At 60.0% G+C, this 12,762-nt stretch carries 12 protein-coding genes; 6 read left to right on the forward strand and 6 right to left on the reverse strand.

Annotated features, from left to right (window positions below; genetic code table 11):
- Positions 1-10: 10 nt before the first annotated feature.
- Together ACIQTW_RS06025 and ACIQTW_RS06030 are read right to left on the reverse strand one after the other, a co-directional pair.
- Positions 11-436 carry a hypothetical protein gene (locus ACIQTW_RS06025; protein WP_402934785.1) on the reverse strand — a complete coding sequence of 142 codons (426 nt, stop codon included), beginning with the start codon at positions 434-436 and terminating at the stop codon, positions 11-13.
- Between the two features lie 899 nt (positions 437-1,335).
- Positions 1,336-2,262, reverse strand: a complete 927-nt coding sequence (locus ACIQTW_RS06030) for a hypothetical protein (RefSeq protein WP_402934787.1) — start codon at positions 2,260-2,262, stop codon at positions 1,336-1,338.
- 696 nt (positions 2,263-2,958) lie between these two features.
- On the opposite strand from ACIQTW_RS06030, the gene ACIQTW_RS06035 reads away from it, so the two are divergent.
- From ACIQTW_RS06035 to ACIQTW_RS06060, 6 genes are all read left to right on the forward strand, one after another.
- Positions 2,959-3,459, forward strand: a complete 501-nt coding sequence (locus ACIQTW_RS06035; RefSeq protein ID WP_402934789.1) for a hypothetical protein — start codon at positions 2,959-2,961, stop codon at positions 3,457-3,459.
- An 810-nt stretch (positions 3,460-4,269) separates the two neighbouring features.
- Entirely contained in the window at positions 4,270-4,851 is a 582-nt protein-coding gene (locus ACIQTW_RS06040) for a DUF1349 domain-containing protein (RefSeq protein ID WP_402934792.1), read from the forward strand.
- A gap of 127 nt (positions 4,852-4,978) precedes the next feature.
- A complete protein-coding gene (locus ACIQTW_RS06045; RefSeq protein ID WP_402934795.1) occupies positions 4,979-5,491 on the forward strand; it encodes a hypothetical protein in 513 nt (170 codons plus the stop codon).
- A 144-nt stretch (positions 5,492-5,635) separates the two neighbouring features.
- A complete protein-coding gene (locus ACIQTW_RS06050; protein ID WP_402934798.1) occupies positions 5,636-5,935 on the forward strand; it encodes a DUF4193 domain-containing protein in 300 nt (99 codons plus the stop codon).
- Positions 5,936-6,086: 151 nt separating this feature from the next.
- Positions 6,087-6,503, forward strand: a complete 417-nt coding sequence (locus ACIQTW_RS06055) for a MarR family winged helix-turn-helix transcriptional regulator (RefSeq protein ID WP_402934801.1) — start codon at positions 6,087-6,089, stop codon at positions 6,501-6,503.
- Between the two features lie 154 nt (positions 6,504-6,657).
- Positions 6,658-6,837 carry a hypothetical protein gene (locus ACIQTW_RS06060; RefSeq protein WP_172325321.1) on the forward strand — a complete coding sequence of 60 codons (180 nt, stop codon included), beginning with the start codon at positions 6,658-6,660 and terminating at the stop codon, positions 6,835-6,837.
- Between the two features lie 65 nt (positions 6,838-6,902).
- Here the strand turns inward: ACIQTW_RS06060 and ACIQTW_RS06065 are convergent, their stop codons facing one another.
- From ACIQTW_RS06065 to ACIQTW_RS06080, 4 genes are all read right to left on the reverse strand, one after another.
- The gene (locus tag ACIQTW_RS06065) at positions 6,903-8,366 is read right to left on the reverse strand and encodes a YdiU family protein (RefSeq protein ID WP_402934805.1); all 1,464 of its coding nucleotides are present in this window, start codon (positions 8,364-8,366) and stop codon (positions 6,903-6,905) included.
- Between the two features lie 47 nt (positions 8,367-8,413).
- A complete protein-coding gene (locus ACIQTW_RS06070) occupies positions 8,414-9,937 on the reverse strand; it encodes a PucR family transcriptional regulator (protein WP_402936249.1) in 1,524 nt (507 codons plus the stop codon).
- Between the two features lie 133 nt (positions 9,938-10,070).
- Entirely contained in the window at positions 10,071-11,213 is a 1,143-nt protein-coding gene (locus ACIQTW_RS06075; RefSeq protein WP_402934808.1) for a DUF917 domain-containing protein, read from the reverse strand.
- Position 11,214: 1 nt separating this feature from the next.
- The gene (locus ACIQTW_RS06080) at positions 11,215-12,762 is read right to left on the reverse strand and encodes a hydantoinase/oxoprolinase N-terminal domain-containing protein (protein ID WP_402936251.1); all 1,548 of its coding nucleotides are present in this window, start codon (positions 12,760-12,762) and stop codon (positions 11,215-11,217) included.

Consider the following 12,762-nt stretch of genomic DNA (forward strand, 5'->3'; position numbering starts at 1 on the left):
GGTCAGAGGTTCATAACGTACTGGAGTTGGCCGTGATCACGCCGATCAGGGCCAACACAGGTAACGCAGCAACAATTGGGCCGACAATCAGGATCCAGGTGGTCCCCGGGTACCGACGGTATCCCCTACCCCGCAGCGTGCCGGCCCATAGAGCAGCGTAAATGATGCTGGCAGTCACGTACGGGATCGTCAGCAAGACTGTCCCCAAACCCAGCCAAATGGTGGCCTGTAAAACGCCCAGCCCGTCTTCGCTGTACATATCGGCCGATCCGGTTGTACCTGCGCCGACAAGAAGCAGCAGCAGGAGCACCAGAAGACCTGCCAGGATCAGCAGGATCGTCCGAAATGTCCTGGCCCACGCGGGCAACGGCGGAGGTTGGACCTGTCCGGGGTGACTCGGGAAATAATTCGGGGAGTACGGGTTGTGAGGTTCCACGGTGCTCTTCCTACGGAGGGCTGGTGCCAGGATTAGACGGGGTCCTGTTGCAATGACCCCTGGAATCCGCTGATCCCTCACCGGACGCCTGCCTAGCTGCGGGGCGCCGGCGCAGGCTGAGCAACCAGCCTGGCGTTCAGCTCTCTCCCGCCTTTCCAGCCTACAGACGAGAACGATTACCGGAAGCAGTGTTGTACCGATTGCGACCACCATCAGAGATGTCGTAAACCAAGACTGCGGTACACCTGCCACGTTGCAGACGAGAATTATTGCAAGCACGACCAACGCTGCCGTGGTGCAGCGATATCGCCATACTAGAAGGCGAATATGCCGGGCATATCGCTACCAAGATCATAGACTGGCACTTGCGGCGTCAGCCGTACCGATCTGTCACTGGTGACCTTTGCTCTTGACAGGTTGTGTGCGTGTAAGACGTGGAGCATTAAATGATTGCATTGTCGTCTTACCAAGTTATGGGGTTCGCGTTGAACAAATCAGCCACACGGGGATTGCTCTTCGGATCCGCATTCGGGTGTCTCTACGCGGTCGTGGTTCTTGTTTTTAGTGATTCCGGAAGCTTAGGCCTGGCTGTTCTTGGTGGCCTTGGTGGGGCGGTGGTTGGGGCCGTGGCTGGATACCTCATCGCTGTTGTTACCTTTTGCGTGGCTCGCTTGGCGAGGATCCGGGATCGTTGGGAGAGAATGTTGGCCGCATGCGTCGCCGGCGCTGCCACTTTGATGCTTTTGGTTGCCTTGAGTTCTATCTCGATGTCAACGTGGCAATGGTCGACGCATCTGCTCGCCGCTGGTGTGGCTGCGGTAGTGGCAGGGTTGGTTTGGCACCCAACGAAAACGGTGGCCGGGAAGTCCCAACAGGAGCTTTCCCAGCCACCGTACTAATTAGACAGGCGGGTAAAGTGCTGGCCAGTTACAGGATGCTGCACTCTGCTTCCAGAGGCCGAGACACATGTTGCTGGCGAACGTGGACCACTGTCCATGAGCGGCCAGCTGGTTTCCTGCGTTGAGGGCCCCTCGGTCTATGACGATGGCTGCGTTAACATTCAACGCCCTGCCATTGCCTGGGGTAGGTATTGAACCAAAGTTGATGATAGATCCTTCTCCGTCGAAGTGACCTGCAAGGGCGGTGAACTGGAAGTAAGTGCTTCCTGAGAAGCCGATCTTGACGGGAGCGGGTACCGCTATGCCACCGGCGATGAGGATTTTCAGGTTCAGTACTTGACCAACGTAGGGGTACGTCTTGGTTGCGCCATTGATCGGGAAGTAGCAGTTGAAACACGTCCGCAGCAGGTTAAACGGTGCAACAGTACTGCCCGTGCCTAGCGGGAACTCGAAGTTATACACCCACGAGGGTGCCGCCATCACTAGTGGATATATAGTTGCGTCAGTTGGGGTCACCTTTTGGGCCACCTTGCCGCCCTTGATCTCCAAAGTTGTAGGAAATTCGTTCCCGGCAGAGTCATTGGCGGATCCCTGCTTTATAGATCCTAAGTAATCTCCTTGGGCTGTGTAGAAGTTCTTGAAACCTGGAAGCCCGTCCGCCACTGTTGTTCCTGGTGGAAGGTCGTATTCGAATGAGACGGTCCGGTCAGCTTTGGTACTTCCCAAAGCAACGAAAACGTCGGCACCACTTGGAGTCGAACGAACGTATAGTTTCTTGTCTTTCTCATTCGTCTGATACACGGCCGTTTCCCTGGAGATCGTTGGTTTTCCATGGGCAAATGAAGCAGTGATCTTTCGGTCTGGCCGCTTCTGCTCATTCCCTGATGAAACCAGCAGTTCGGTTTGGCCCGTCGTTGAGAGTTCCACGCGGCTCGGAGAGTGGGTCAACCCTTCTGGACCCGTAGACTGAAGCGCCTTCGACTCCAGTACGTTTTCCCCTGTTGGGTCTACTAATTTCGAGCTCACTTGGATGCTAGTAGACGTTTGCGCAAGGATTTTGTGGGCGTCATCCAATGAAGGAGTAGAAGCGTTGGCTCCGGCCGGCTGTGCTAAACACAACCCGAGCGCAACTGCTCCGGCGACCAGCGACCGTCTTACCCTTGGAGTTCGTTTCAATTATTCCCCCTATGTAAATGTCTGGTTTCAGACAAGGCGTACCCTACACAGGAAGCCATCGGACTGTCCTGTCAACCCGGACCATTCACGGTTTAGTCGGTGATACCCAAGCGCTGCCTTACCAAAAATCCGTGTGTGAACCGTCCTGAAAGTTGCCCTCGCCACAGGGCGTTGTTGGAGGACTCTTGGGACTACATTCGGGGATGGCCTCGTGAGGGGGACTGCTGCGGAAATGTCATTTTCAGAAGCTGATCGCACTGAATGCCAGAGGTCGTCTGCACTGCGATTTGCGCCCGATAGGGGATCCAAGAACGGACGCCTCACGTCCGATGACCGATCAGCCAATAGGAGAGCCTGAAACGAGCGCAATCCCGCCAGGGGCCCAGATCGGTTTGCTTGCGCTCCTACCCACGTGGCGGACGGCAGTAGGGGCAATAGGCTTGTGGAATGCCGATGCGATGGTTAACCCGGGAGACGTTCACAGGAGACCTCTCAGAAGAAGACAATGATGAGAGGGGGAGGCAGTGGTGGGAATCCCGCCAGTGGGTCCGGCCGTTGCTTCACTCTGGCGCTGAGCGCCTAATCGATGTTAACGTGCACGATGGCATCATCGACTCGCTGCGTCAGGTTGAACCGGACTTGGTTGAACTGCGGGCACTGATTGGTGATCTGCAGGTGGGCTATGAATGGCTTCACGCCCGCTACCAAGGTGCCACGCTGAACGTTCTCGAACCGGGCTTCGGCCAGGCCGGCATTGCCTTCGAAATGCTCCGAGACGAACTGGCGCTCCAAGACGGCTCCTTCGTTCACAGTGTCATCACTTGGCCACATGGAGAATTCGACATTTCGTTCACTGCCGTAGAGCTGGCATTCACCCCAGGGCGCGGGAAGGACCGTGACGCACTCTTCGCACGTGAAGAACCGCCCCCATGGCAGGCCAAAAGGTGACGGTCATGTGGACCCGTAAGGCATTCCAGATGTCCGGTTAGAGATCCTTCACCGGGCACTACTGAAGGCTTTCTTTTCGAGCCAAGGGATTACGGGGGGCTCTCCTCGGCCGTGAGCGCCCACTGGACCGAAGGATCACCCGCGACTCGTTAGTGCCTTCCTAGTCCCTCTCTTGGATTTCTTGGGCCGCACGTTGTCGCAATACCCGCCGATCCTCCCAGATCCGAGCGCCCATAAGAGCGCCTCCCCCGACTCCAATAAGGGCGATTACCGCCAACACCACAGGGCTCGGACTTCCCATACCAAGAGCCAAGAACGCTATCCAAGTCACGGGAACAGCAACAAAGATAATTGCAGCTACAAACAGGGATACAAACAGGGACTTTTTCATCGTCTAGTCTTTCTGAGACATGCCGCCTCGGGCTCCACGGTTCCTCCACATCCTAAGCTCGCCGAATCGGCGAGACGCTGACTCTCATAGGCTCTACAAAACCGTCCAGCCCGGCCCTACGCTGAAGTCCTTATTCCGTGAGGTCTGAACACAGGGGATGTATGGGCCATCGACTCAAAGGCCTGACCACGCCCCGCCGACAATGGTCCCCAGCCGACTGAGTCAGCTATGTTGGTCCCAGCCGAGGCCGTTGTGCTTCTGGGTAGCCAAGCCCCGAGCGTGGGCTGATGACTGGTCGCAACTGGTAACGATCATCGGCCTCTTGGGGTGAATGGTTTTCGCTCATGCATTTGGGCGGACGAGCTATCGGACGTAAGAATCCGCGGAAAACTACCCCTTCACTAACATCGAGGAGCCCTATGCCAACCGACATCCCGTGGAGCCGCGGCGAGTGGACCAACCAGCCGATCGCCGTCGTCGAGCAGGCAGGTGACCTTCTGGTGACTGCAGCCGAAAGCAGCGACGCCTGGCGCGTCACGTCCTACGGATTCATCCACGACACCGAGCACGCGCTGCTCGCGCCCTTTCCGCAGGACAGTGCCATGGAGGTCGAATTCACCGCCGCGTTCTCCCAACAGTTCGACCAAGCGGGCATCTTCGTGCGCATCAGCGCCGAGCATTGGATCAAGGCCGGCGTGGAATACGCCGACGGCGCCGCTCAAGTGGGCGCGGTGGTGACGGACCGCTTCTCGGACTGGTCGTTGGCGCCGGTGCCGGAATGGAACGGAGGGCAGGTCCGCATTCGGGTCAGCCGCTCGGGCGACGCCCTCACCATCCGGGCTGGTTCGGGCAGCAACGACCTCCAATTGGTACGTGTTGTGCCGTTGGCGCCTGACCTGGTCGCGCTTGCCGGACCGTTCACCTGCGCACCAACACGCGCAGGGCTGACTGTCCCTTTTCACTCCTGGCGGGCTACTCCTCCGGACAGCCAACTCCACTGATGCCAACGATGCTGAGGCGAACTTGCGGGCCCAACCGTTCATGAGATCATGGAGGTTCCGGCAGCCTGGCATTGACAGTGCTGCGACTCAGTTGGCTCCGTAACAAGCCTATGGGGGGCACATCACGGTGGAAGATACTGCAAGTCTTTGGCGTACTGATCCTGCCACGTTTCGTGACGTGGTGATCGACCGCCAAGCCCTGGAAGCTGCGTTAGCAGGCGAGTGTCCTCCTGTGGAACGCATTAGGTACCTTGCACTACTTGGCCGGGACACTGAAGCCCTGGACCAAGGGTTCAAGCTACTTCCCCATACACCTGACCGCCGGGAGCTGTTACTGATTCTCGCCCAGATTAATCAGCGTCAGTACCGCTGGCACGAGGCCGCCGTGCTCCACGAAAAAGCGCTCCGGACAGTCCGGTCGCCGGAAGAGGAAGCCTACGTTCGTTACCACATCGGCAGGAGGCTTTTCGACGAAGCCCGTTTCCGTGCCGCTGCCGATGAATTTCAGTGGGCAGCGGACCTCTACCGAGTCGCCGAGCAACCTGAACTCGCAGAAGACAACCGCCAAGCCATGCGCCACGCCCTGCAGGTGCACGGCGCGGAGCGAGGCGCAGGACGTTCGGCGTTCGACCTTTCCTGAACAGGGAGCGGTGGACACCAGCTTGGCTGGTGTCCACCGTCGTTTTCGCAGCCCCTTCCACTGAGTGGGAATACAGCACAAACCTCCGGAGTTACAAAGTGCGCACAGAACCAAACAGGCACTTTTACGAGGGGGTTCACCACTATGGCCACCGATTACGACGCACCGCGGGCCCTGCCCGAAGAGGAACAGGCTTTGCCTCTGGCCGAGCTGGCACCGGCTAAGGGTGCTGCACGCACGGACACGATCGACTTGGACGAAGGCGAGCTGGCCGACGCCTTCGAACTTCCGGGCGCTGACCTTTCCAGCGAAGAACTCCAGGTTGAGATCGTCCCTATCCAGAACGACGAGTTCACGTGCATGTCCTGCTTCCTGGTCCACCACCGTAGCCAACTCGCGCGGGAGGCCAACGGGCAGAAGTACTGCACCGAATGTGAAGGATAGGTAGAGCGGAACCTTTGCCCCCTAAGGCGTGTTCCGCCGTCGTGCCCCTATCGTGAGCCGGGTCTCTTACCGGCAGTCAGCTTTGAACGCTGCAGGCCTCATGTAGCCTAGTAAGTAAGCTGACTAATTTGGAAAGCGTGGGGGTGCCTGAATGCCTGATATGGAACTATGGCCAACCAGCCGGCTGCTGTCCACGGCAGCGCGGCTCGTGGAGCTTGCATGGAACGACAAACTACGCCCGCTGGGTCTGACCTATCCTGCGGTACTTACCCTTGACGCCGTTGCCTCGGCAGGGCCTATCACGCCAGCAGACCTGGCAAAAAGCGTCCGGGTGCAAGCCCAAACCATGGGCCCGCTGCTTACCAGGCTTGAATCGCGGGGATTCATCCGTCGTGAACCCAACAGATTTGACCGACGCAGCCAGCTGATATCGATTACCGACCTGGGCTTGACGTTGCTGGAGCAGTCCCACCGCCAAGAGAACAATGTGCTCGCAGCCATCAACTTGGACTCCGAGGACCTCCGCGAGGAGCTCCTCGCAATCGTCCGCCATGCAAACTTCAACTAAGTGTTAGGTAATCCCGCGTAGACGAAAGCTCGTCTATCTAGCAGTATGGAGTTATCCGCTGATGAAGTCCGGCGTCCCAAGGAGAAAATCGCTCCAACGACAACACCGGGCTATAGACACGTAGAGTGACGCCCGGACGAGCAAAAAGGGCATCATGAGTGAACTTCAAATAGGCGACAGCCTCCCCGTAGACCTTCTGAGTTTCAGGGCAGCAGAGTGCCTCGTATCCACAGGCGCACCTGAATCCGAGGACGTGTGCGTTCTGGATGCAGGCCACACAGGCAATCATCTGGCTGCAGGTGCAGACATGGTGGTTCGGGCCGTCTGGAGCTAGGCCACGAGAACAACAAGTTAAGGGCAAGCGACGCCGTTCGGCTCGCTTGCCCTTTGCTTTCCTCCCTAGGTTCCGCAGAACGTCCGGTAGGAGCCGAAGCTTTCCGGGGCAGGCTCGGCGTACGTTTCCAAGCCCGGGCGTTCCCTGAACGGGTCGCACACGGCCGCAAGCAACCGCTTTGTGGGGCCTGTGTCTCCCTCAGTTGCGGCAGCGAGAGCTTCTTCCACCAAGTGGTTCCGCGGAATGTAAATCGGGTTGATCCTGTCCATGGCTTCGGCGTCCGGGCTGAGCGCCCGCCAGCGTTCCAACCATGCATCGAAGGCGGCCAGGTCCAGGATCTGTCGGCGCGCGGGCTCGGGCTCCCCGCGGGCTGCCTTTCCGAGGCTACGGAAAAACAACGTGTAGTCCGCGCGAGTCTCCTGGACCAGCTGAAGGAGGTCATCCACCAAAGGTGAGGCCACGTCGTCGTCAATCTCCTCAGGCATCCCAAGCTTGGCCTTCATACCGCTAAACCACGTGGCGCTGTACTCCTTGCGGAATCCATTGAGCGCCTCAACAGCAAGGTGCACCGCCTGCTCCTCATCCTCGTGGATCAGGGCCGCAATCGATTCGGCGAAACGTGCAAGGTTCCACTCCGCCACCACCGGCTGGCTGCGGTAGGCGTAGCGTCCCATCTCATCAATCGAGCTGTACACCGCGCCGGGATCGAAACCCTCCATGAAGGCGCACGGCCCGTAGTCGATTGTTTCCCCGGACACCGTCATGTTGTCCGTGTTCATGACACCATGCACGAATCCGACCAGCATCCACTGCGCCACAAGTTTCGCCTGTACTGAAATGACGCGCTTGAGGAGTGCCAGGTAGCGGTTTGCTTCATCGCCCGCCGACGGGTGGTGCCGTTCGATCGCATGATCAGCAAGCCGGCGCAGCAGATCCATGTCGTCGGAGGCTCTGGCGTACTGAAAACTACCCACCCGTAGGTGACTGCTGGCCACACGGGTAAGAACGGCCCCCGGCAGCAGACTCTCCCGCTGAACCTGACGCCCTGTGGCCACAACCGCGAGGGACCGGGTGGTGGGAATGTTCAGGGCATGCATCGACTCGCTCACGATGTACTCGCGCATCATGGGACCAATCGCCGCCTGACCATCACCATTCCTGGCAAAGGGCGTGCGTCCCGAACCCTTGAGGTGGATGTCGCGAAGCTTCCCGTCAGCACCGGCAATCTCGCCCAGCAAGAGGGCCCGTCCATCCCCCAAACGCGGCGAGTACCAGCCGAACTGGTGACCGGCGTAGCCCTGAGCCACCGGAGTGGCTTCTTCCGGCATGGCATTGCCGATCAACAGCCGTACGCCCTCCGCGCTCCGGAGAAAGTCGGGATCAAAACCAAGCTCGACGGCGAGTGGCTGGTTGAGCACCAAAAGCTGCGGATCAGGAGCCTCCTCCGCACGCCAGGCGATAGCCAGCTCCGGGAGCTCCCGGGCGAAGCGCCCTTCGAAGGCGATGGTGGAACGCGCTACGTCACTCATCACTTAAGGATATAGATGCTGTTCCCGACGCGAAAAGAGGGGCGGCCTTACTCCGGCATATCCGTCAGCACACTCCGGCAAGCCAACTGAAGTGCAAGCCGCGCTTCGGGGTCCTCCAGGTTAATGGCAATGAGCGACTGGATTCGCCTGATGCGGTCGCTGACTGTGTTGCGGTGAACGTTGAGGATGGCTGCTGTTTCCGTCAATGAGGATTCGCAGTCCAAGAAGGTGGTGAGAGTCTTCAAGAGTTCCGGGCCGGACTTGAGCAGCGGAGCAAGGAGCTCGCGTGCAGCAGGCCTGAACGTATCCGTGCGGGTCCAGATCAGCAGTAGCTGGGCCATATCCAGCCTGTCCACGTGAACAAAGTATCCCGAGTTTTCCCTGGCGCCAGCGATCCGTGCGGCATCGTTTGCTTCCTCGAGCGAACTCACGATCCCTTCAGGCTGCGCTTGTAGGCGCCCCACTCCGAACTGGGTTGCAATGCTAGCCGCGAGATCCCGCTGCGCACGGCGCAGCGCACTGCTGACACGGCTGACGTCCGCCGGCCCCGGCTTGGACGGGAAGCTGATCCATCCGGACCAACCGTCAGACTGCTCAACGGTTGTAGCCTGGATCTTTTCACGCATCAACACACGGTCCAGGTCTTGCTTTCGTGCCACAAGATCCACGGACTCGCGCGTGATCACGCGGAAGGCGATGTGATAGCCGTCCAAAGTCCAGCCCAATTCGAGTGCTCTCGCCCGGAAGGACGGGGTAACGTCGCCAACATCGTCGATCAGCTGACCCAGCAAAGCGATGCGGTGTCGCGCATCGCGTTCCCTCTCCAGCCGTTGCCGGGAGAGCAGCTCCGAAACCGCGATCGCCGCTACTTCCAAGGCTGCGCGAATGGCGGACCACTCTTGATCCAACGAGGGGCCGGTAACCACCCTGAGCCGCGGACTGTTCTCTTGCTCCCTGTGGACCGGCGTCAGGATTTCCGCCGACGCAGCCGGTGAACCTGTCGTCTCCGGATCGATCTCGCGGCCCAGGGAGTCAGCGGAAATCAGTTTTCCCGAAGGATCCACCAGCGTCACCTCATGTCCGATCGCCACCCCAATCCGCTGCAGCAGATGACTGAGCGAGCCGTAGGGTGTTCGGCATTCGGATGCCACACGTGAAATCAACATGCCTTGAAGGTGGGCAGCCCCTGAGAGCAGCTCCTGAGCCGCCATGCCGAATTGCCAGGTGTTGCGGACTGTCATCACCACCATGCCCAAACGCTCGGCGAGCCTTTTCACATTAGGCGGCAACGCGCCGTCGTCGGCTGGCATTTTTACCGCAAGGGCTACGACGCCGGCCGCGGCCGCAAGTGCCAACAGCGCTTCAACGTCCCAGGACACGCCGGACGGCAGTGGTTCCAGAGGCAGCAAAATGCTGCCCTTCAGACCCAGCGGATCGCCGTCGAGGTTGCGACGTTCGCGGACCTGCCGGTTGACGTCGGCGAGGGAACCGGTGAGGGCAACCAGCGACGAAACTGTTTTATCTCCCGGCTCCCCGACGCTCTCCATCACGCCCGCAGGGAGATGATTCATCACAGACCAAAGCGGGATCGGGGGAATCATTCTGCCGCTCCCGTTCTCCTCGATGGTTACCTCCCATGATGCCACCGCCGCGCCACCAACTTTTGGTCGGAGGCGCGGCGGCAGGGCTGGTGTCCGACGGCGGTCAGGCCCGGTAGCGCTCGATTGACTCCGTGCGCTCTTCCGGTGTCCCGTCCCATCTGTGCGAAGGGACGCCGTAGCCAAAGTACTCAGGCCCGGCCAGGTGGAGTCCCTCTGTGGTGTGCCAGCGGGGATCACTGGGCGCGGTCAGGATGCAGACCCGTTGCCCATAGCGCAGGTTCTCGGTGGTGACCGGTTCTGCGGATTCGGCGTCCACCACAATGATGAGGTCCGGCGTCGTAGTGACCACCGTGCCGTCTTTAGTGGCGAGCAGATGCTCGTTTTGGAAGTGGAGCGAAAGAACGGAGCCGGCATCGGGACCCATGCCTTCGATCATGGCTTGGCCTTTGGCGAAGCCCCCGGTGGTTTGGCGCTGCAAGTCGGCCACCTTTCCCAGATGAACAATGCGACCATTGAGCGTTTCCGCCAACACATCACAGGGGTTGAGGTTGTTGTGTTGCGCGTTTGCAACGGCATCGCCAATGGTGATGGCGAATGACATTGATCCGTCCACGAAACTCTCACGGGCCTGGACACCGGTCATTGCGTACGTGCTGTTGAAGGCGTTGCACCCCATTTCGATGGAAGCCTGCCGGGCAAAGCGCTCCGCCCAAAAAGAGTCAACGGCCTCGATGACAAGCGTGTTTCCCTTCTCATCGGCAAGGGCCATGGGAGTGGCGTGAATTCCGTACAGGGGTGCCATTCCCATTTGTATTTCCGGGAATGCCCGGCCGATCAGATCGCCGTCGATCAAAGGAATCCCCAGCTGTGCCGCCGCAACGATTGGCAGCATCGAGTTCGATCCGCCGATCTCCAGACATGCCGTGTGGGTGGCGGTCCGGTTCAAGGATGCGGCGAGCTTCTGAATAGTCAGGTAGAGGTTCTCCACGGTGTCGAGCTTCTCAACGGCAACCGTTGGGGCACCGATCGCCGCCACGGGAACAATGAAGGCGTCATCGGCCAAGTCCTCGAGGGACACCAGTTCCACAGGACCGAACTCTTCGATGGCTTGCTTTGCCAGAAGGGCGCCGATGTAAGGATCGCCACCTCCCCCGGTTCCCAGGATGGCCGCCCCGCGAGCTAGCGAGTCAATATCCTCTACCGTGATCCTCTTCAGCTTGCGGCGGTGTGTCACTTCCAGAGTCATTTCACTTTCCTAACGTGAGGTTGCCGGCGGCCTTGACCCGAACCCGCATGGCGTTCCCGGGCAGGTAGGGGATGGGAATGGCTTCCTGCTCAACAATCGTCACTGTGTCCGGGTTGGCTCCTGCGGCAACAGCCCGGTCCACGGCTTCCTGCCGTGCCGCTTCCATAGCCCGCTTTTGGTCTCCGTCGGCGATGGAGGACACACGGTCCACCTCGCCGCTGATCTGCGCGATAGCGGCACCATAGGCGTTGGCCACATCGAAGTTGGCGGGTCGATGGATTGTTCCAAGGCCTTCCAGTCTGTCTGCCAACAAGATGGATCCACCGCCGACGGCCACAACTGGCAAGGGTGCGGACGAGGTCCGGATCCGGTCCGCAATGTCAGCGATGGTTCTGTCGATCTGTGCCAGGGCTGACCGGACCACGGCGTCGCTGATGTGGCTCACCAAAGACGCGTCACCGACGTCGGCCCTTCCGCTCCTGACGGCGATGTCCGTTGCCGTCAGGACAGACCCGCCAAAGACGAGCGACTCCTCGGTGAGACGGTACCCCACCGAATCAGGTCCCACGGTTTCCCGATCGATCCGCACTCGGGACCCGCCGCCGAGGCCTGCGGAAAGGACGTCCGGCATCCGGAAGTTGGTGCGCAGACCCGCAAGCCGGACATGGGTGCTTGATTCGCGGGGGAAACCGTTCACCAAAACGCCGACGTCGGTAGTGGTGCCACCGATGTCCACGATCAGGCAATCGGTGAAGCCGGAGAGTGCCGCCGCTCCGCGCATTGAGTTGGTGGGCCCTGAGGCGAACGTGGCCACCGGGTAGCGGCGCGTGTATTCGATGTCCATGAGTGTGCCGTCATTCTGGCTGACGTACAGCGGTGCCGTGATGCCCTGCTCCAGGACGGCTTTGGCGAGGCCATCAACAATCCTGTTTGCCATCTCGGCGAGGGAGGCGTTGACGACGGTCGCGTTCTCGCGCTCCAGGAGCCCTACCCTGCCGATTTCGTGCGAGAGGGAGACCGGGAATTCCGGGCCAAGTTCTTCGCGGAGGATGGCCAGGGTGCGCTGCTCGAATTCGTCGTTGACCGGTGAGAAGACGCTGGAAACCGCCACGGAACGGATGCCGTGTGTCGCCATGTCCGCAGCGTGCCGCCTAATTTCGTCGGGGTCGAAGGGGCTGATGGCGCGGCCGTCGAACTCGTGACCGCCGTGCGCCATGTAGGCCCGGCCCTTGACGGCTTTGGTGAGGGTTTCGGGCCAATCCGTGAACGGCGGCAGCGAAGCGGTGGCGGGCAGACCCAGACGGATTGCAGCGGTTGGGCTAAGGTCCCGGGCCTCAATGAGCGCGTTGATGAAATGCGTGGTTCCGATCATCACACCACGGATGTGGGCCGGGCTGAAACCGTTCAGTTCCTTGAGTGCAGTGAGCACCTGTGTGATGCCGCTGGTGACATCTTTGGTGGTGGGTACTTTGGTGGTGGCGAGCACCTGCCCGCCGTCCAGCAGCACGGCGTCCGTATTGGTGCCGCCGACGTCAATGCCGATTCTCAG

The organism is Paenarthrobacter sp. NPDC090517 (assembly GCF_044769165.1).
Lineage (GTDB): Bacteria > Actinomycetota > Actinomycetes > Actinomycetales > Micrococcaceae > Arthrobacter.